The sequence below is a fragment of the Pseudomonas sp. NBRC 111132 genome (assembly GCF_001320565.1).
GTDB lineage: Bacteria > Pseudomonadota > Gammaproteobacteria > Pseudomonadales > Pseudomonadaceae > Aquipseudomonas > Aquipseudomonas putida_P.
This window is the reverse complement of the sequence record NZ_BCBI01000020.1, coordinates 59,965-78,574: the sequence shown is the minus strand read 5'-3', so window position 1 is coordinate 78,574 and position 18,610 is coordinate 59,965. Positions and strand designations below refer to the sequence as shown.

General features: G+C 59.8%; 19 protein-coding genes. 9 read left to right on the top strand and 10 right to left on the bottom strand.

Features of this window, described 5'->3' with window-relative positions:
• Positions 1-106 precede the first annotated feature (106 nt).
• Positions 107-1,027: a GlxA family transcriptional regulator gene (locus tag APH35_RS12065; protein ID WP_171577226.1), complete on the top strand. Its 921-nt coding sequence runs from the start codon at positions 107-109 to the stop codon at positions 1,025-1,027.
• A gap of 31 nt (positions 1,028-1,058) precedes the next feature.
• On the opposite strand, the gene zapE is transcribed toward APH35_RS12065, so the two are convergent.
• From zapE to APH35_RS12050, 3 genes are all read right to left on the bottom strand, one after another.
• Positions 1,059-2,153, bottom strand: coding sequence for a cell division protein ZapE (gene zapE / locus APH35_RS12060; RefSeq protein ID WP_012274078.1), 1,095 nt, complete (start codon positions 2,151-2,153; stop codon positions 1,059-1,061).
• Positions 2,154-2,237: 84 nt separating this feature from the next.
• Complete coding sequence (locus APH35_RS12055; RefSeq protein ID WP_012274079.1) at positions 2,238-3,587, bottom strand: tryptophan--tRNA ligase; 1,350 nt, start codon at positions 3,585-3,587, stop codon at positions 2,238-2,240.
• A gap of 25 nt (positions 3,588-3,612) precedes the next feature.
• Positions 3,613-4,248: an alpha/beta hydrolase gene (locus APH35_RS12050; RefSeq protein ID WP_060514855.1), complete on the bottom strand. Its 636-nt coding sequence runs from the start codon at positions 4,246-4,248 to the stop codon at positions 3,613-3,615.
• Positions 4,249-4,383: 135 nt separating this feature from the next.
• Here APH35_RS12050 and APH35_RS12045 point away from each other — a divergent pair, with 135 nt between their 5' ends.
• The gene (locus APH35_RS12045) at positions 4,384-4,821 is read left to right on the top strand and encodes a YhcB family protein (RefSeq protein WP_012274081.1); all 438 of its coding nucleotides are present in this window, start codon (positions 4,384-4,386) and stop codon (positions 4,819-4,821) included.
• A gap of 59 nt (positions 4,822-4,880) precedes the next feature.
• On the opposite strand, the gene APH35_RS12040 is transcribed toward APH35_RS12045, so the two are convergent.
• Positions 4,881-6,077: a methionine gamma-lyase gene (locus APH35_RS12040; protein ID WP_060493237.1), complete on the bottom strand. Its 1,197-nt coding sequence runs from the start codon at positions 6,075-6,077 to the stop codon at positions 4,881-4,883.
• Positions 6,078-6,204: 127 nt separating this feature from the next.
• On the opposite strand from APH35_RS12040, the gene APH35_RS12035 reads away from it, so the two are divergent.
• The 6 genes from APH35_RS12035 (at position 6,205) to APH35_RS12010 (ending at position 10,727) form a co-directional block, all read left to right on the top strand.
• Positions 6,205-6,684 carry an Lrp/AsnC family transcriptional regulator gene (locus APH35_RS12035; RefSeq protein ID WP_060514854.1) on the top strand — a complete coding sequence of 160 codons (480 nt, stop codon included), beginning with the start codon at positions 6,205-6,207 and terminating at the stop codon, positions 6,682-6,684.
• 112 nt (positions 6,685-6,796) lie between these two features.
• Positions 6,797-9,058, top strand: a complete 2,262-nt coding sequence (locus APH35_RS12030; protein WP_060514853.1) for an S-type pyocin domain-containing protein — start codon at positions 6,797-6,799, stop codon at positions 9,056-9,058.
• A complete protein-coding gene (locus APH35_RS12025; RefSeq protein WP_060493254.1) occupies positions 9,055-9,318 on the top strand; it encodes a bacteriocin immunity protein in 264 nt (87 codons plus the stop codon). The genes APH35_RS12030 and APH35_RS12025 overlap by 4 nt, the downstream gene beginning before the upstream one ends.
• Before the next feature lie 171 nt (positions 9,319-9,489).
• Positions 9,490-9,810 carry an S-type pyocin gene (locus tag APH35_RS12020; RefSeq protein WP_060493255.1) on the top strand — a complete coding sequence of 107 codons (321 nt, stop codon included), beginning with the start codon at positions 9,490-9,492 and terminating at the stop codon, positions 9,808-9,810.
• Positions 9,804-10,070 carry a bacteriocin immunity protein gene (locus APH35_RS12015; protein WP_060514852.1) on the top strand — a complete coding sequence of 89 codons (267 nt, stop codon included), beginning with the start codon at positions 9,804-9,806 and terminating at the stop codon, positions 10,068-10,070. Before APH35_RS12020 ends, APH35_RS12015 begins: the two co-directional genes overlap by 7 nt.
• Before the next feature lie 12 nt (positions 10,071-10,082).
• A complete protein-coding gene (locus APH35_RS12010; RefSeq protein WP_060514851.1) occupies positions 10,083-10,727 on the top strand; it encodes an RES family NAD+ phosphorylase in 645 nt (214 codons plus the stop codon).
• Positions 10,728-10,757: 30 nt separating this feature from the next.
• On the opposite strand, the gene APH35_RS12005 is transcribed toward APH35_RS12010, so the two are convergent.
• The 4 genes from APH35_RS12005 to APH35_RS11990 form a co-directional block, all read right to left on the bottom strand.
• Entirely contained in the window at positions 10,758-11,390 is a 633-nt protein-coding gene (locus tag APH35_RS12005) for a hypothetical protein (RefSeq protein ID WP_176729451.1), read from the bottom strand.
• Positions 11,391-11,581: 191 nt separating this feature from the next.
• Positions 11,582-13,483, bottom strand: a complete 1,902-nt coding sequence (gene cysN / locus APH35_RS12000; protein ID WP_060493257.1) for a sulfate adenylyltransferase subunit CysN — start codon at positions 13,481-13,483, stop codon at positions 11,582-11,584.
• A 16-nt stretch (positions 13,484-13,499) separates the two neighbouring features.
• Positions 13,500-14,417, bottom strand: a complete 918-nt coding sequence (gene cysD, locus APH35_RS11995; RefSeq protein ID WP_003251799.1) for a sulfate adenylyltransferase subunit CysD — start codon at positions 14,415-14,417, stop codon at positions 13,500-13,502.
• Between the two features lie 198 nt (positions 14,418-14,615).
• Positions 14,616-15,374, bottom strand: coding sequence for a Nif3-like dinuclear metal center hexameric protein (locus APH35_RS11990; protein ID WP_012274087.1), 759 nt, complete (start codon positions 15,372-15,374; stop codon positions 14,616-14,618).
• Between the two features lie 168 nt (positions 15,375-15,542).
• Between APH35_RS11990 and algW the strand changes: the two genes are divergently transcribed.
• Complete coding sequence (algW, locus tag APH35_RS11985) at positions 15,543-16,703, top strand: Do family serine endopeptidase AlgW (protein ID WP_012274088.1); 1,161 nt, start codon at positions 15,543-15,545, stop codon at positions 16,701-16,703.
• Between the two features lie 30 nt (positions 16,704-16,733).
• Here the strand turns inward: algW and APH35_RS11980 are convergent, their stop codons facing one another.
• Together APH35_RS11980 and APH35_RS11975 are read right to left on the bottom strand one after the other, a co-directional pair.
• Entirely contained in the window at positions 16,734-17,498 is a 765-nt protein-coding gene (locus APH35_RS11980; RefSeq protein WP_003251792.1) for an amino acid ABC transporter ATP-binding protein, read from the bottom strand.
• A gap of 10 nt (positions 17,499-17,508) precedes the next feature.
• The gene (locus APH35_RS11975) at positions 17,509-18,606 is read right to left on the bottom strand and encodes an amino acid ABC transporter permease (RefSeq protein WP_012274089.1); all 1,098 of its coding nucleotides are present in this window, start codon (positions 18,604-18,606) and stop codon (positions 17,509-17,511) included.
• Between the last annotated feature and the right edge of the window lie 4 nt (positions 18,607-18,610).

Below are 18,610 nucleotides of genomic sequence, written 5' to 3'. Positions count from 1 at the left end.
ACCACTCTACCCTATAAGAACAATGACAATGATGTTTACCCAACCCTCCGCGTCGCTGCGGCGCGTCAGCATCCTGGCCATTGACAAGGTGTTTGCTTCGACCTTGATGCAGGCCAAGGACTTCTTCCACCTCGCCAGCCTGCGCTACAGCAAGCAGCTGGGCCTGGGTTTGCAGCCCATGTTCGAAATCCGCCTGGTGAGCCCCGACGGCCAACCTGTGGACAGCTTCAGCAATGTGCAGCTACCGGTCGATGGCGGCCTGGACGACGCCGATGTGATCATTCTCCCGGCCTACTGGGATGACTTCGACAACCTCCTGCAACGTTACCCACAGGTGCTGCCGTGGCTGCGTGAGCAGCACGCGCGTGGCGCGGTGCTTTGCGCCGAGGCCAGTGGCGTGTTCTGGCTGGCCGAGTCGGGCCTGCTCGACGGCAAGGAGGCCACCACCTACTGGCGCTTCTTCAGCAGCTTTGCCGAACGCTTCCCGAAGATCCGCCTGAACCAGGACAAGCACCTGACCGATGCCGACAATATCTATTGCGCCGGCGGTGCAACTTCAGCCTGCGACCTGTACATCTACCTGATCGAGCGCTTCTGCGGTGCCAACGTGGCCCGTGCGGTGTCACGCGACATTCTTTACGAAGTGCAACGCAACTACACCCCGGGGCGCATGGGCTTTGGCGGGCAAAAACTGCACCAGGACCTGATCATCCTGCAGATTCAGCACTGGCTGGAAGAGCACTTCGCCGACAAGTTCCGCTTCGAAGATGTGGCCCGCAACCACGGCATGAGCATCCGCAACTTCATGCGCCGGTTCCAGGGCGCAACGGGTGACAAGCCGCTGCACTACCTGCAACGGCTACGCATCGAGACAGCCAAGGGGTTGTTGTCGAGCACGCGCAAGAGCATCAAGACCATCAGCTACGAGGTCGGTTATGACGATGCCAGTTTCTTCGCGCGGCTGTTTCGCCAGCACACCGAGCTGTCACCAAACCAGTATCGGCAGCAGTTCATGCAAGAGGCTTGAGGCCAATGGGGCCGCTTTGCGGCCCCCAAATTTATGGCTTGTGCGCGCGCGACAGGAATTCGTGCGACTGCATCTCCAGCAACCGGCTCAGGGTACGCTGGAACTCGAAGCTCAGGCGCCCACCGGTATACAGGTCCTTTAGTTCCACCTCGGCCGAGATGATCAACTTGACGTTGCGGTCGTAGAACTCGTCCACCATATTGATGAAGCGACGGGCGATGTCGTCGGTGGTAACGCCCATCTGCTCCACGTTGCTGAGCAACACGGCGTGGAAGATCTTGCCCAGTTCGATGTAGTCGTTCTGGCTGCGCGGCCCGTCGCACAGGGCGCGGAAGTCGAACCAGGCGACGTCGTCGCACGTACGCAGGGCATTGATCGGGCGGTTCTCGATCATCAGCACGTCGTTCTCGACCGCCTGGGTGCACTCAGGGGTCAGCGCCTTGAAGCTGGCACGCATGCTCTGATGCGCCGCATCATTGAGCGGGAAGTGGAACAGTTCGGCCTGTTCCAGATGACGCAGGCGGTAGTCGACGCCGCTATCCACGTTCACCACGTCGGTGTACTGCTTGATCATGGCGATGGCCGGCAGGAAGCGCGCACGTTGCAGGCCGTCTTTGTACAAGCCGTCCGGCACGATGTTGGAGGTGGCCACCAGCGATACGCCGTTCTTGAACAGTTCTTCCATCAGAGTGCCGAGGATCATGGCATCGGTAATGTCCGACACGAAGAATTCGTCGAAGCAGATGACCTTGGCTTCTTCGCTGAAGCGCTTGGCGATGATGGTCAGCGGGTTCTTCTCGCCCTTGAGGGTTTTCATTTCCTCGTGCACGCGCTTCATGAAGCGGTGGAAGTGCGTGCGCATCTTCTGCTTGAACGGCAGCGCTTCATAGAATGTATCGACCAGGTAGGTCTTGCCTCGCCCTACCCCACCCCAGAAGTACAGGCCCTTGACCGGGGTCTGCTCCTTCTTGCCGAACAACTTGCCGAACATGCCTGGCTTATTGTTCTGCGCCTGCACCAGGTCGTCGTACAGGCGCTGCAGGTGACGCACCGCAGTTTCCTGCGCCGCGTCATGGAAGAAGTCGGGACGTTTCAGATCTGCTTGATAGCGTTCTAAGGGAGTCATGATTCGTTAGCGAGGCAACAAAAAACGGGCCGTCACTGTAGCGACAGGCCCGCTTAATGGCAATCAGACTTGCGTCAATATGCCTCAGTCGTGCTGTGGTGCCAGGGCATCACGCAGGCTTTGAATGGCCACATCACGGGCTTCGGTGCTGTCAAACTGCGGCCCGTCGGCAACCTGCTCGCCATTCAGCCACAGGCCGAAGCTCAGGCCTTCAACCCGTACATCGGCCTCGCCACCCTGTTGCAGCTGCTTGCTCACGGCGCCGGCGCTCTTGCCGTCGGCAAAGCTGCGCGACAGCAGCAGTTGCTCGCCGTCAGCGGCCAGCAGGCGGAAGCGGAAGCTGCCATCTTCGTCACGGAAGCTGACAAAGCGCGCACTCTTGGCGGCTTTTTTCTTCACTTCGGCAGTGGCCTGCACGCCAGTACGGAACGAACGCAGGCCAACGGCTTCGCGCAGTTGCTCGAGGAACGGCGTGGCAATCTTGCGGGCCTTGGCGGCGCCGGCCAGCAGGATGTCTTCCAGGTCCGCCGGGCGGGCGATCAACTGGTGGTAGTACTCGCGTTTTTCGGCCAGTTGGCCATCCAGCAACTGGAACAGGCGCTGCTTGGCATCGCCCCAGCCCAGACCCTGCAGCAGCTCTTCACGGAAGCCGGCGCATTGCTCCGGCGTCGAGAAAGCCTGGTACAGGGTGAACAGGTGCGAGTTGTCCGGGTCTTTCGCTTCGCCTGGCGCGCGCGAGTCGGTGACGATGCGCGAAATGGCGTCCTTCATGTCCTTGGCGCTGGTGAACAACGGGATGGTGTTGTCATAGCTCTTGGACATCTTGCGCCCATCCAGGCCGGGCAGCGTGGCCACGCTTTCTTCGATCACCGCTTCTGGCAGGGCGAAGAAGTCCTGGCCCTGACCGAACAGGTGGTTGAAGCGTTGGCCGATGTCGCGGGCCATTTCCACGTGCTGGATCTGGTCACGGCCAACCGGCACCTTGTTGGCGTTGAACATCAGGATGTCGGCAGCCATCAGCACCGGGTAGCTGAACAGGCCCATGCTCACGCCGGCGTCCGGGTCTTCGCCGCTCTCGACGTTCTTGTCCACCGAGGCCTTGTAGGCATGGGCACGGTTCAGCAAGCCCTTGGCGGCAACGCAGGTCAGCAGCCAGGTCAGCTCGGGGATTTCCGGGATATCGGACTGGCGGTAGAAGGTCACCTTGTCCGGGTCCAGGCCACCGGCCAACCAAGTGGCGGCGATTTCCAGACGCGAACGTTGAATGCGCTGCGGGTCGTCGCACTTGATCAGGGCGTGGTAGTCGGCCAGGAAGTAGAACGAGTCGACACCGGGCTGCTGGCTGGCACGGATCGCCGGGCGGATGGCGCCGGCGTAGTTGCCCAGGTGCGGTGTGCCGGTGGTGGTGATACCGGTAAGAATGCGCGTGGTCATGGGTGTTCGCTTATTCAGGCTTGGCTCAGTTCGAAAGGCGCGGCAGCAGCAGATCCTTCAGATCGGTCAGCTTGCCATGGAAGAAGTGTCCGCATTCTGCCACTTTCAGCAGCTCATGGGGGCGCGACAAGCTGTCGGACCACTCGTAAACCAGCTGCGGCGCGACGACTTCGTCGGCGTCCGGTTGCACCACGGTGAACGGGCAACGCTGCGGCACCGGGAACTCGGTGGTCAGGCGCATGACGGCGGGGGCGATCATGAACAGATGCTGCAACTGCGTGCCTGCAGCTTCCAGGCGCCCAGCCAGGCTGGTGGCCACGAAACCACCGAACGAGAAGCCCATCAGCACAAGTGGCAGCTCGGGGTGTTTGGCACGCAGCCAGGCGGCAGCGGCCTCGGCATCGGCTACTTCGCCAGCGCCCATGTCATGGCTACCGGCGCTCTGGCCAACACCACGGTAGTTGAAACGCAGGGTCACATAGCCGGCATCACGTGCGGTGCGCTGCAGGGTCGAGACCACCTTGTTGAGCATGGTGCCGCCCTGGACCGGGTTGGGGTGGCAGATCAGCACCGCGCCACGGGCGTCGGCCACGTCCAGGTACAAGGCTTCCAGCTGGCCGCTGGGGCCATCGATGAACAAGGGGGTTTCGCGGACAAGCAAGGCACTACTCCGTGACCTCGGGAAGGGTCGATTCGTCTAGGTGAGGAATTCTGTTCTGATTTGCGATCGCTCGCGGTATACAGCGCAGGTCTGAGCCGTTAACGTAAAGCAAAGCCGTTTATAGAGGAAGGACTCGTGGAACTCTCGCTCCTTGTTTGGTTGTTGCCAACCCTGGCCCTGGTCATCGGTGTGGCGGTCGGTTTCATCGTTGCCCGCCTGCTGCCCAATGCGGCGCCGAGCAACACCCAGCGCCAACTGGATGATATCCAGAAGCGTTTCGACAGCTACCAGAACGAAGTGGTCACCCACTTCAACAGCACCGCCATGCTGGTCAAGAAACTGACCCAGAGCTACCAGGACGTACAGGATCACCTGGCCGAAGGCGCCAACAGCCTGGCCCTCGACGACGTCACCCGCCAGCGCCTGCTGGCTGCGCTGCATTCCGAAGCGCCGCAAGGCCCGCGTGACCGCCTGACACCGCCGAAAGACACCGCCGAAGTGCCACGCGACTATGCGCCAAAAGCGCCGAACTCGCCGGGCATGCTCGACGAGAGCTACGGGCTCAAGCGTTGATCGGCTGAACATGAAAAAGGCCTCGCAAGAGGCCTTTTTTGTGGGCTGGTACAGGCTGCCTATTTGCAAGCCTGCAATGCCTGCTCGACATCCGCCAGCAGGTCTTCCACATCCTCCAGCCCCACCGACAACCGCACCAATCCTTCCGATATGCCGTGATGCGCCCGCTCCTGCGGCGTGTAACTGGAATGCGTCATGCTCGCCGGATGCTGCGCCAGCGATTCGGCATCACCCAAGCTCACCGCCCGTGCAAACAGCTGCAGCGCATTCATGAAGCGCCGCCCGGCGTCGATCCCCCCCTTGAGCTCGAAGGCAATCATCCCACCCGGCAAGCGCATCTGCCGCTGCGCCAGTTCGTATTGGGCGAACGACGGCAAACCTGGGTAGTGAATAAGTTCCACCTGCGGCTGCCGCGCGAGGAACTGCGCCACCTGCAAGGCGTTGGCGCAATGGCGGTCCATGCGCAGGGCCAAGGTCTTGATACCGCGCATCAGCAGCGACGCGTCATGCGGCGACAGCACCGCCCCGGTCATGTCCTTCAGCCCCTCCAGGCGAATGCGGTCGACCAGCGCCTTACGCCCCACCACCAGGCCCGCCGTGATATCACCATGGCCACTGAGGTACTTGGTCGCCGAATGCACCACCAGGTCCGCCCCAAGCTCCAGCGGCCGCTGCAGGTACGGCGTGCAATAGGTGTTGTCGACCACCACAAGTACATCACGCCCTCGTACTGCCTCGACGACCGCCGCTATATCCACCAGTTGCATGTTGGGGTTGGCCGGCGTTTCGAAGTAGATCATCCGTGTTTTGCTGTTGATCGCCGCTTTCAGGGCCTTGGCATCATTGAGGTCGACATGGTGGATCTTTACCCCGAACTCGCCAATGCCGTGATGCAGGAAAGCGAACGTGCAGCCATACAAAGTACGCCCGACAATCAGTTCATCGCCAGGCCGCAGCAAGGTCCAGATGGTCGAAGTGATCGCGCCCATCCCCGACGCCAGCGCCAGCCCCGCCTCACCGCCCTCCAACGAAGCCATGCGTTGCTCGAGCAAGGCCAGGGTCGGGTTGGAGATGCGGCTGTAGAAATGCCCCGTTTCCTCCCCGGCGAAGCACGCAGCGCCGTATTCGACAGTGGGGAAGGCATAAGTAGCGGTCTGGTACACCGGTGGCACCAGGGCACCACCGTGGGAAAGCGGGTCGTAGCCATGGTGAATGGCCCGCGTGGAAAAACCGGTGTTGTTATGGGAGTCGCGCATGGCAACAGCCTCTTGTGGTTTGTTATAAGCTTATGCCACCGGGCTGCCCGATTTTTTCCAAATTGGCCCACGCATACGCGTGCTTGTTGGAACGAAAACAATAATCAACGGACCAGGAGGGCAAAACATGCCTTCAAGCCTCGATCGCACCGACCGCGCCCTGCTGGCTGCCTTGCAGGACAACGCCCGCCTCACCATCGCCGAGCTCGCCGACCAGGTGGCGCTGACCACCTCGCCCTGCTGGCGACGGGTCAAGCTGCTGGAAGACAACGGCTACATCACCGGCTACCAGGCCATCCTCTCGCCCAAGTCGCTGGGGTTTGGCGTGACTGCGTTCGTCACCATCATGATGGACTCGCACACCAAGGACATGGCGCTGGCGTTCGAGCAGCGACTGATGGAAATTCCCGAGATCGTCGCCTGCCACAACATCTCAGGGCGCTATGACTTTTTGCTGGAAATTCTGGCGCGGGACCTGGAGTCGTTTGGCGAATTCACCCGGGAAGTGCTGCAACGGCTGCCGGGGGTGAAGGAGATCTATTCGAGTTTTTCCTACAAGGCGGTGAAGGAGAAAAGGGTAATACCTGTGTCGGAAAAACACATCTAAGAGAGATCTTTCCGAGTGCCAGGAAGCTTCCTACCGATTGACAGGCCGCAGCTGACATACCGCCAATTCCATATACGTAAAGCTAGCCCGTGTAGTGACCAGGAGAACCTACATGGCACGGGACAACACGTATTATCTCGATGAAGCGCTGTACATCAGTGCGCAAGCACCAACAGGTGCCGAACTAAGTTTGATTGGTGGCGGTGGTGGTGGACCGGGCGCAGGTGGCTGGGGGCTAAGCGATGGTTATCCACGCGGGACCAGCCCAACCAAAAATGACATCGCACGGGTCATTTCCACTCGCAGGGTGCTGACAGAAGAGTTTCAGATTATAGAGAAGGACTATTCAGACAAATATGCTCACGAAGTAAATCAGATCCCTGAAACCATTGCTGCACTGAAAGCCCAGATCAGAGCCGAGGCGAACAGTGCAAACGGCGCGGCCTCCACACTTTCAACAGAACAACAAATCCTGTCGTCACGCATCAGTCAGATTCGTGACGGTTATTTGCAGATTTTACCCGACGCCAATAACTACTTTGGCGTACCCGCATTCTACAAGCGCGGCGATTCAATGATGAGCCGGTTTCTGGACCCGGGCTTCTTCGCAGCAACAACAGGCCAGGAGCTCGGTGTGGAATGGGCCACAAGGCTGCAGAGGGCTTGGGAAGGCACCTACCGTTTACACATCGAAGCTCAAAAGCACCAAGCGCTGGCAGACGAACTTGAGGGCCTCGCCAGGCAAGTGGATCAGGAGGAGCTCAACCACCAGCCTCTAAATCTGCTGGAAATGATCGCGCGTCGAACAACTCAGATTCACGCAGAGCGGCAAATACATTTCGATTGTTTACCCAACGTTCTTCAGCATGAGTTGGGGCAAACCGTCATTGACGACGCGCTCACGCTTGTTCAAACCTTCGGCGCCTACCTTGCAACCGCTGCTGCCTTGGTGCAGGCCAAGCAATCGCAAATTCCGGCGTACCATGATCAAAACCCCCGCATCAACGCCCCCCTGTCGAAGCCTCAACTTGAAGGGCTTTTGCATCTTGTAGATGAACAACGATTACGCCGGGCCGGCCCACGCTGGCAGGAATACCACCTCGCACTGGCGCTAAACGAATCGATCAGATTCCTGGGCGTATATGCAGGTGCCACGCAAAACCTGATGCAGCGCGCCGCTGAAGTGGAGAACCTCCAAGGTCAACTCGCCGCACAGGAAGAAGCTGCACGCCAGCAGGCCGAAGCTGAGCGCTTGGCTGCAGAAGCCGAGAGGCAAAGGCAAGAGGCTCTGCGGCGGAGCATTTCCTATATCAATGAAGCGCGTCCGGCGGGACTGACGCCTGCCGTAATCCCCATTGGTGCTACCTCTTTTGCAGTAGCCGAAGCGGCTTACTCGGCTTTGGGTGAAGCAGTCACGGCCGCGATTGCCCGCCTTGTTGCTACGACTATCCCTTCGCTTGCAGTAGGCACCCTTGCGATGGCCTGGCCGTCAACGCTGGGTAACAGTGAGCGCCGTTATCTTATCAGCACCCCGCTAGCCAGCCTTACGCCACCCGGTGGGCCTGACCTTGCAACCTTGGCAGCGTCATCAACCAGCATCGACCTGCCGTATCTGCTGGCTGGATCCGAGCACGAAAAAGGCATGGACCTATATGTAGTGGCTGGGGGCAAGCCGGTACCAGTACGCGCAGTGACATTCGACACTGAACGTCAGGTCTACAGCCTGGCACTGGATAATCCGCAGCGGATTCTCACCTGGACACCCGCCAGCGCGCCGGGCGGTGAAGATGGAAGTTCTACCAGCTTGCCGCCAGCGCCGCCCGGTACCGTCGTTTACACCGGCAGTACCCTGAACCCCGTCAGTACCGAAACAGAGGGTTACCCGGCGCTGGATTTGCTGGACCAGGAACGGCTGATCATCACCTTCCCCATGGACTCGGGTTTACCGCCTATTCTGGTGGTGTTCAAAAGCCCGCGATATGAGCCTGGTATTGCTACAGGGCAGGGCTCGCACACCAATGGTGTCTGGCTCGGTGAGGCAGCAAGGCTGACCGGGGCTGCAATTCCGACACAGATTGCAGATGCGCTTAGAGGTAGAGAGTTTCGAGATTTCGATGCTTTCAGATCTACATTCTGGAAGGCTGTAGCCGAAACCTCTGAGCTGTCTAGCCAATTTAACATTGTGAATAGAAATCTTATGTCCAAAGGACATGCCCCCAAAGCACGTGACCAAGACCATTACAAAGGACACGCAACTTTCATACTCCATCACGTCATACCAATCTCCGAAAACGGAGCTGTCTACGATACTGATAACCTGAGAGTGGTAACACCGGCAGCGCATAATAGCATCCACTACGGGACATCCGAATGAATCAAAAAAATAGCATTTCCGAATACACCGAGCTCGAATTCCTGGAGTTTATAAACTCCATTATGAACCCTCCTGATGACTTGAGCGAGCATGAGCTCGACGCAAGGATCATGAAATTCAAGTTATTAACCGAACACCCAAATGGTTCAGACCTCATATATTGGCCTGAAGCAGACGGACTGGACACACCGGAAGAAATTGTACGCATCATAAAAAAATGGCGCGCAGCCAACAACAAACCAGGCTTCAAAGCGGAGTAAGCCCAACACCCCGCTCACGCGGGGTGTCAATTCTCTAAATAAAAAAGCGCAAAGAGAAAATTCCTACACCCCAGTCAAAGAACACGCACAAGATACTCAACTCCACCATGCATACTGAGCTGCGTTCGGACGATAGATTTCATCCCACTATCAACTGAGAAAATTGCTGAAATGGCCACCATTCTTCCAGAATACATAGCAAAAAAACTGTCAGGACAAGCATTCAAGAACTTCGACCACTTTTCCCGGTCCTTCTGGCTAGCCATTGCAGAAGACCCAATCTACAGCCAACAATTCATCCCCGCCCAACTCAACCGCCTCAAGAAAGGCTGGCCCCCTCGCGCGCCATTCCATGAAACGGCAAAGGGTCTGCGCTCCTATCAGATATGCCACCTGAACCCACCCGAGTGGGGTGGGCTGCTGTACGACGCTAAAAATCTAAGGATCATGAGCGCCATGCAATACACGCTTTCATCGGAGATGCCATGGTGATCAGCTTGAAGCACAGCCTGGCAGACTATTCATACAGTGAGTTCCGGTCGATTGTTGACGCGTTGATTCAGGCGACAGGCTCCCAGGACTGGCAGGACAGACTGCTGGAGCATTTTATCGAGCTGGTTGAGCACCCGGATGGTTCTGACCTGATCTATTGCACCGGGGGTAAGCCGGGAGACTGCGCCGAGCAGATCATGACCCGCATCGTGGCATGGAGGCAATCGAAGGGCCTTTCCGGGCTCAGGGATTTGCCATGAGCACATCCATCCGTGAATGAAATAACCGATCAAGTTCTCGACGCACTGAACAAGTATCCGGAGCTGCTGAAACAGCTCCCGGCAAACACGTTTTTACACAGGGTTCAACCTTGTCGCTACGACGCCAACCCCGTGAACTACCGCGCCGATTCCGATACCCGCTACGCCGACCCGTCCAAACGTGTTGGCGTTTACTACCTGGGTTGTTCCGCAGAGGTTGCCGTGGCCGAGTCGTTCCAGCCAGGCCAAGGTGTCGATGATCAACCGGTGCGTTTCTCGCAACTGCAACAGGCCTCGCTACACCTGCTAAAAGCGGCGCGCAAATTGTGCCTGGTGGACGTAGCTGCCCTGGCGAATCGGGCTACTCATCACAAAATCCGGGACATCGTTCAGGCCAAGGGTCAAGGCAAAGAAGGTTACGCCCTCACGCGTAAAATCAGCCAGGTGTGCATGAGCCAAGACCATGTTGATGGCCTGCTCTATCTGTCTGCGGTCTATACCGTCACCGGCGCCATGGAAGGTTGCAACATTGTATTATTCGAAGGTCGCTCACCCCAGATCCAAGCAATAAGCCATCAGCCTGTGAGCATTGCAGTGCTGCCGAACGGTGAAACGGTAGTAGAGTTTCTGTGCAGTCTGGGCGTAGCGCTGGAATAGCCGCAGAACCCAACTCTCCCTGGAAGATCTTCACTGTCCTGCTTCAAACGCGTTCACAAAATCGCGCTTGATGATGTCCATGGCCGCATCGTCATTCAGCAACTCAAAGCGTGGCACCACATTACGTGGTTCTCCAGGCTCGGAATAATCCATGTTGCCGACGAGGTGCTGAACCAGAAAATTCATCGCTTCGGTATCTGCCGGGTCCACCGCGAGCGACCAAAACAGTGTCTCTACAACCGGCCTGGGCTTGTTGTCGGCGAATTGAAACGACGGATAGAATTTCCTGCGATTGCCAGTATTGGTATAGGCGAGCAGCTTCCCCGCCTTTGTCTTCTGACTCAGGGCCTGTTTGGTAATCCCCAGAATTTCACAAGCGGCCTTGGCGTCCAGCAGTTCACAACGGCTGGCCACACGCTCGAATGCACGTGTTTTCATTCTGGCCATAGCCTCTTGGTTACGTGTTGCAATACTGCGCTTCGCTTCGATATCTACTTTGGCAAGCGCAGCAAAAGCCTTCTCGTCCGCAAGGCCAAGTGCTTTGAGCACCACTGCTTCCGAAGCGCGCGCAAGATGCTCTTCAAAGCGCTGCCGCAGCGCAGCTTTGGCAGCTTCAAGGTGCGCGAGTGCAGGCCGAATCGCTTCGTGGGTAGCGGTTGCCATCAGTTCTCCTCCAGCCTGAACAGGCTCCTTGCCTATCAAGGTAGGCTTCCACTTTCAGCCTGTCAACTTGTCAACCAGTCAATATGTAAATAAAGACTGACACTGCCGCGCAGCCCATCGCGACCGCGCAAGCCGGTTGGGACGGAAACAAAAAACCCCGCCGAAGCGGGGTTTTCCTTGCACGCTAGCGCTTAGATCGCGCCGCGCTGGCGCAGTACGTCCAGCACCAGTTTCACACCTTCGTCCACGCTAGTGGCCTGGGTGTCGATCACCAGGTCGGCGTCCAGCGGCACATCGAACGGGAAGCTTTCGCCCGGGATGTTTTCGCCACCGGCCGCGTACAGGCCTTGTGGATCACGCTCGCGGCACGCCAGCGGCGAGGCCTGGACGTAAACGGTCACCAGGCGCTCTTTGCCGATCAGCGCCTTGGCCTGTTCGCGGCCTTCGGCATCCGGGGCCACGAACGCAGCCAGGGTCAGCAGGCCGGCTTCGTTGAACTGGCGCGCCACATGGGCGGCGCGGCGCCAGTTTTCGGTGCGGCCGGCGCGATCCTGTGGCAGGCCCTTGTTCAGGTCGTGGCGCAGGTTCTGGCCGTCGAGCACGTACACCGCACGGCCCATGTCGAACAGCTTGCGCTCTACGGCGTAGGCCAAGGTGCTCTTGCCAGCGCCGGACAGGCCGCTGAACAGCACGGTGGCTGGCTGCTGACCGAAGCGCAGTGCACGCTCTTCAGTCGACACGTGGGCCTGCTTGCCATGCTGGCCGGTGCTGCCGTGCGGCAACACTGGCGGGGCGATGATCATGCCGGCACCGACGGTGCCGTTGGTCAGGCGGTCAATGACGATGAACGCACCGGTGGTGCGGTTGCTGTCGTAGCCGTCCAGGGCGATCGAGGCGTCCAGCGCAACTTTCACGCGGCCGATCTCGTTCAGTTGCAGTGCGCTGGCAGCGCCCTGCTCCAGGGTGTTCACATCGACCTTGTGGGTGATGCTGGCAATCGAGCCCGGTACATAGCTGGTGGCGCGCTTGATGTCGTACTTCTTGCCAGGGAGCATCGGCTCCTCGGCCATCCACACCAGCATCGCGTCGAACTGGTCGGTTACCGGCGGAACGTTGTCGGCATGTACCAGCAGGTCGCCACGGGAGATGTCGATCTCGTCTTCCATGGTCAGGGTCACGGCCTGGCCTGGACCTGCGTTCTCCAGCTCACCTTCGTAGGTGACAATGGACTTGACGCGGCTGCTCTTGCCCGACGGCAGCACGACGATTTCGTCGCCCTTGTGCACCACGCCGCTGGCGATGGTGCCGGCGAAGCCACGGAAGTTCAGGTTCGGGCGGTTCACGTACTGCACCGGGAAACGCAGGTCGGTGAAGTTGCGGTCGGCCGACACTTCGACGGTTTCGAGGATTTCCATCAGCGTCGGGCCGGCATACCACGGCGAACGCTCGCTGTGGTTGACCACGTTGTCACCCTTGAGCGCCGACATCGGCACGAAGTGCAGGCTGCTCGGGGTCAGGTTGATGGCTTCGGCGAACTGCAGGTAGTCGGCCTTGATCGACTCGAAGACGTCTTGGTCGAAGCCCTTGAGGTCCATCTTGTTGACCGCGACCACGATGTGCTTGATGCCCAGCAACGAGGCGATGTAGCTGTGGCGGCGGGTCTGGGTCTGCACGCCGTAGCGGGCATCGACCAGGATGATCGCCAGGTCGCAGGTGGATGCACCGGTGGCCATGTTGCGGGTGTACTGCTCATGGCCCGGGGTGTCGGCAATGATGAACTTGCGCTTGGCGGTGGAGAAGTAGCGGTAGGCAACATCGATGGTGATGCCCTGCTCACGCTCGGCCTGCAGGCCGTCTACCAGAAGTGCCAGGTCGACTTCTTCGCCGGTGGTACCGACTTTTTTCGAATCACGGGTGATGGCCTCGAGGTGGTCCTCGTAGATCATCTTCGAATCGTGCAGCAGGCGCCCGATCAGGGTGCTCTTGCCGTCATCCACGTTGCCGCAGGTGAGGAAACGCAGCAGTTCTTTGCGCTCGTGCTGAGCCAGATAAGCGAGGATGTCTTCGCTGATCAAATCGGATTGGTGCGACATGGAGTAACCCTGAAAATTAGAAGTAGCCCTGACGTTTTTTGTCTTCCATGGAACCGGCGCCATCGTGGTCGATGACTCGGCCCTGGCGCTCGGAAGTGCGCGTCAGGAGCATTTCCTGAATGATGTCGGTGAGCGTTTCGGCTTCCGACTCGACAGCGCCCGTCAGCGGGTAGCAGCCAAGGGTACGGAAACGCACCTTCTTCTTGACGATGCGGGCTTTCTCTTCCTCGGAGAGGTGCTCGAGAATGCGCTCGTCGTCGATCATGATCAGGGTGCCGTTCTTCTCGATGACTTCACGCTCGGCGGCGAAGTACAGCGGCACGATCGGGATGCCTTCGAGGTAGATGTACTGCCAGATGTCCAGCTCGGTCCAGTTCGACAGCGGGAAGACGCGGATCGACTCACCCTTGTTGACCTTGCCGTTGTACACGTTCCACAGCTCTGGGCGCTGGTTTTTCGGGTCCCAACGGTGCTTGCTGTCACGGAACGAATACACGCGTTCCTTGGCCCGCGACTTCTCTTCGTCGCGGCGCGCGCCACCGAAAGCGGCGTCGAAACCATGCTTGTCCAACGCCTGCTTCAGGCCCTGGGTCTTCATGATGTCGGTGTGCTTGGAGCTGCCATGGGTGAACGGGTTGATGCCCTGCGCCACACCCTCGGGGTTGACGTGGGTGATCAGTTCCAGGCCCATTTCCTCGACCATCTTGTCGCGGAAGCTGTACATCTCCTGGAATTTCCACTGGGTGTCGACGTGCATCACCGGGAACGGCAGCTTGCCCGGGAAGAAGGCCTTGCGCGCCAGGTGCAGCATCACGGCGGAATCCTTGCCGATCGAGTACAGCATCACCGGGTTGTCGAACTCGGCGGCCACCTCGCGGATGATATGGATGCTTTCCGCCTCCAGCTGTTTCAAGTGCGTCAGTTTGTCGACCATGGCTACTCACGAAAAACGATCTTATGGACGGCCTGCGGGCCGTGTTCGAGCGAGCCACTTTATCACAGCGGCTGCTTCTATTTAGGCGGCGGGCTAGATCGAAAAGGTCTAACGATATGACTGGGGGTTTGGCTGATATTGGGGCCGCGTTGCGGCCCTTTGGGAGCAGGCGAGCCCGCGCAGAGGGCAGCACTGATTTCAGATGGGGTTCGGGCAATCGATGAACAGGTGCTCCACGGCAAACCGCCGCGCCAGGTAATCGCCCAGCGCCTGCACGCCATAGCGCTCGGTGGCATGGTGCCCGGCCGCAATGAAGCTGACCCCATTCTCGCGGGCACTGTGGTAAGTCTGCTCCGACGCCTCGCCTGTGAGGTACAGGTCCACCCCGGCCGCAATCGCCGTGTCGATGTAACCCTGCCCGCCACCGGTGCACCAGCCGACCCGACGGATCATCTCGTCGCCTTCGACCAGCAACGGCTCACGCCCCAGCACGTCCTGCACCCGCCTTGCAAAATCACGCGCGGTCACGGGCTCGGCCAGCGAACCGACCAACCCGACCACTTTGGGGTTCTCCGGGTCCAGCGGCCCTTCGACGGTGATGTCCAGTTGCCGCGCCAGTTGCACGTTGTTACCTACCTCCGGGTGCACGTCCAGCGGCAGGTGAAACGCCAGCAGGCTGATATCGTTGTTCAGCAAGGTTTTCAGGCGACGCTGGCGAATACCGGTGATGCATGGGTTTTCACCTTTCCAGAAGTAACCATGGTGCACCAGCACCAGGTCGGCCCCGGCCTCGACCGCTGCGTCCAGTAACGCCTGGCTGGCGGTAACGCCACTGACGATGCGGCTGACCTGTGGCCGGCCTTCGACCTGCAGGCCATTGGGGCAATAATCCTGGATCTTCGCGCTACCCAGGTAACGCTCGGCTTCTTCGACCAGGGTGTTTAGAGCGACGGCCATGAAAATCTCCTCGAAAACTGCGCTTTTCCCAGGCACAACGCCTAGCGAACGCCCGTATAATGCCGGCCATTATGGGCCGTCGCCGGCACTGGGGGAACCGGTGTATCATCGCGCGCGCTCATGCCCCACTGCGCGGCCGCTGGCCCCCGCTCTTTCCAGGATTCGTTCATGTTCAAGGCTTTGCGTTACTTTGGCTGGCCCCTGCTTACCGGCGTACTGATCGCCATGCTGATCATCCAGCGTTTCCCGGAATGGGTCGGCCTGCCCAGCCAGGACGTCAACCTGCAGCAAGCACCGCAGACCACGCGGATCATGCAAGGCCCGGTGTCGTACGCCGACGCCGTGACATTGGCCGCCCCGGCTGTGGTCAACCTGTACACCACCAAGGTGGTGAACAAAAGCGCTCACCCGCTCTTCGAAGACCCGCAGTTCCGCCGCTTTTTCGGCGACAACCTGCCCAAGCAGCGCCGCTGGGAATCAAGCCTGGGCTCGGCGGTGATCATGAGCCCCGAGGGCTACCTGCTGACCAACAACCACGTCACCAGCGGCGCCGACCAGATCGTCGTTGCGCTGAAGGATGGCCGCGAAACCTTGGCCCGCGTGATCGGCAGCGACCCGGAAACCGACCTGGCGGTGCTCAAGATCGACCTGAAGAATCTGCCGGCAATCACCATCGGCCGTTCCGACAACATCCATATCGGCGACGTGTCGCTGGCCATCGGCAACCCGTTTGGCGTCGGCCAGACCGTGACCATGGGCATCATCAGCGCCACCGGCCGCAACCAGCTGGGCCTGAACAACTACGAAGACTTCATCCAGACCGACGCGGCGATCAACCCCGGCAATTCGGGTGGCGCGCTGGTGGATGCCAATGGCAACCTGGTCGGCATCAACACGGCAATCTTTTCCAAGTCCGGCGGCTCGCAAGGCATCGGTTTTGCCATCCCGGTAAAACTGGCACTGGAGGTGATGAAGTCGATCGTCGAGCATGGCCAGGTGATTCGTGGCTGGCTGGGTATCGAAGTGCAGCCGCTGAGCCAGGAGCTGGCCGAGTCGTTCGGCATGAAGGACCGCCCAGGCATCGTGGTGGCGGGTATCTTCCGCGAAGGGCCGGCGGCCAAGGCCGGGCTGCAGCTGGGTGACGTGATCCTGAGCATCAACGGCGAGCCGGCCGGTGACGGGCGCAAGTCGATGAACCAGGTGGCGCGGATCAAGCCCAATGAGAAGATCACCATCGAGGTGATGCGCAATGGGCAGCAATTGAAGCTGGTTGCCGAGGTGGGGCTGCGGCCGCCGCCGGCGCCGGCTGCCAACCCGGAAGAGAAATAAAAATGGGGCCGCTTTGCGGCCCCAACTGCATCAGTGCAGGATCTGGCTGAGGAACAACTTGGTCCGATCACTGCGCGGCCGGTCGAAGAAGTCATCCGGCGCGGCTTGCTCCACAATCTCCCCCTTGTCCATGAAGATCACCCGGTTCGCCACAGTCCGGGCAAAGCCCATTTCGTGGGTTACGCAAAGCATGGTCATGCCATCTTCGGCCAGGCCCACCATGGTATCGAGCACTTCCTTGACCATTTCCGGGTCCAGCGCCGAGGTCGGTTCATCGAACAGCATGATCTTGGGTTTCATGCACAGCGCACGGGCAATCGCCACACGCTGCTGCTGGCCACCCGACAACTGCCCTGGGTACTTGTGCGCCTGCTCCGGAATACGCACCCGCTCCAGGTAATGCATGGCAATTTCCTCGGCCTTGCGCCGTGGCATCTTGCGCACCCACATCGGCGCCAGGGTGCAGTTTTCCAGAATGCTCAGGTGCGGGAACAGGTTGAAGTGCTGGAACACCATGCCCACTTCACGGCGGATAGCCTCGATCTGCTTGAGGTCGTTGGTCAGCTCCACCCCGTCGACCACGATACGCCCCTGCTGATGCTCTTCCAGGCGGTTGAGGCAGCGGATGGTGGTGGACTTGCCCGAGCCGGACGGCCCGCACAGCACGATGCGCTCGCCCTGGCGCACATTCAGGTTGATGTCCTTGAGCACATGGAACTGGCCGTACCACTTGTTCACACCCTGCATCTGGATGATGCCTTCGGGGCCAGCAGGCTGCTTGATCGCTTCACTCATTTCGAAACTCCTAACGCTTGTGGCCAGTGTCCAGCTTGCGCTCCAGATGCATGGAGTAGCGGGACATACCGAAACAGAAAACCCAGAACACCAGGGCGGCGAACACATAGCCCTCGGTGGCCATGCCCAGCCAGGCCGGGTCGGCGGCGGCTTGCTTGACGCTGTTCAGCAGGTCGAACAGGCCGATGATGATCACCAGGCTGGTGTCCTTGAACAGGGCGATGAAGGTGTTGACGATGCCGGGGATCACCAGCTTGAGTGCCTGCGGCAGGATCACCAGGCCCATCGAGCGCCAGTAGCCCAGGCCCATGGCCGCAGCGGCTTCGTACTGGCCCTTGGGGATGGCCTGCAGGCCACCGCGCACCACCTCGGCGATGTACGCCGACTGGAACAGGATCACGCCGATCATCGCCCGCAGCAGCTTGTCGAAGCTCATGCCTTCAGGCAGGAACAACGGCAGCATCACCGAGGACATGAACAGCACGGTGATCAGCGGTACGCCGCGCCAGAACTCGATGAAGGTCACGCACACCACCTTCACGGCTGGCATCCGCGAACGCCGGCCCAGGGCCAGCAGGATGCCCAGCGGCAAGGCACCGACGATACCCACGGTGGCGATCACCAGGGTCAGCATCAGCCCGCCCCATTGGCTGGTCGGCACGCTATCCAGGCCCAGGTAGCCCCCGTGCAGCAGGGTGTAGGCCAAAACCGGGTACAGCACCAGGAAGCCCAGGCCATAGAAGGCCTTGCGCGGGAAGCGCTTGATGAACAGCGGCGCGGCACCGAGCACGGCAAGCCACACGGTCAGGTCCACGCGCCAGCGCAGCTCCGCCGGGTAGTAGCCGTACATGAACTGGCCGAAGCGCTGCTGCACGAACACCCAGCAGGCGCCCTCCTTGGTGCAGTCGGCGCGGGTGGTGCCGACCCAGTTGGCGTCGATCAACGCCCACTGCAGCAACGGCGGCACGATCAGCCACACCAGGTACAGGGCAAACAGGGTCAACAACGTGTTGAGCCAGCTGGAGAACAGATTGGCACGCATCCATGCGAGCACGCCGACGGTTTTCACCGGTGGCGGCATATCGGGTTTGAAAACATGGGCATTCACGGGC

Coding starts and splice junctions, on each gene's coding strand:
- APH35_RS12065 (WP_171577226.1), top strand. CDS start 107: ATGCAGGCCAAGGACTTCTTCCACCTCGCCAGCCTGCGCTACAGCAAG.
- zapE (WP_012274078.1), bottom strand. CDS start 2,153: ATGACTCCCTTAGAACGCTATCAAGCAGATCTGAAACGTCCCGACTTC.
- APH35_RS12055 (WP_012274079.1), bottom strand. CDS start 3,587: ATGACCACGCGCATTCTTACCGGTATCACCACCACCGGCACACCGCAC.
- APH35_RS12040 (WP_060493237.1), bottom strand. CDS start 6,077: ATGCGCGACTCCCATAACAACACCGGTTTTTCCACGCGGGCCATTCAC.
- APH35_RS12035 (WP_060514854.1), top strand. CDS start 6,205: ATGCCTTCAAGCCTCGATCGCACCGACCGCGCCCTGCTGGCTGCCTTG.
- APH35_RS12030 (WP_060514853.1), top strand. CDS start 6,797: ATGGCACGGGACAACACGTATTATCTCGATGAAGCGCTGTACATCAGT.
- APH35_RS12025 (WP_060493254.1), top strand. CDS start 9,055: ATGAATCAAAAAAATAGCATTTCCGAATACACCGAGCTCGAATTCCTG.
- APH35_RS12020 (WP_060493255.1), top strand. CDS start 9,490: ATGGCCACCATTCTTCCAGAATACATAGCAAAAAAACTGTCAGGACAA.
- APH35_RS12015 (WP_060514852.1), top strand. CDS start 9,804: ATGGTGATCAGCTTGAAGCACAGCCTGGCAGACTATTCATACAGTGAG.
- APH35_RS12005 (WP_176729451.1), bottom strand. CDS start 11,390: ATGGCAACCGCTACCCACGAAGCGATTCGGCCTGCACTCGCGCACCTT.
- cysN (WP_060493257.1), bottom strand. CDS start 13,483: ATGTCGCACCAATCCGATTTGATCAGCGAAGACATCCTCGCTTATCTG.
- cysD (WP_003251799.1), bottom strand. CDS start 14,417: ATGGTCGACAAACTGACGCACTTGAAACAGCTGGAGGCGGAAAGCATC.
- APH35_RS11990 (WP_012274087.1), bottom strand. CDS start 15,374: ATGGCCGTCGCTCTAAACACCCTGGTCGAAGAAGCCGAGCGTTACCTG.
- algW (WP_012274088.1), top strand. CDS start 15,543: ATGTTCAAGGCTTTGCGTTACTTTGGCTGGCCCCTGCTTACCGGCGTA.
- APH35_RS11980 (WP_003251792.1), bottom strand. CDS start 17,498: ATGAGTGAAGCGATCAAGCAGCCTGCTGGCCCCGAAGGCATCATCCAG.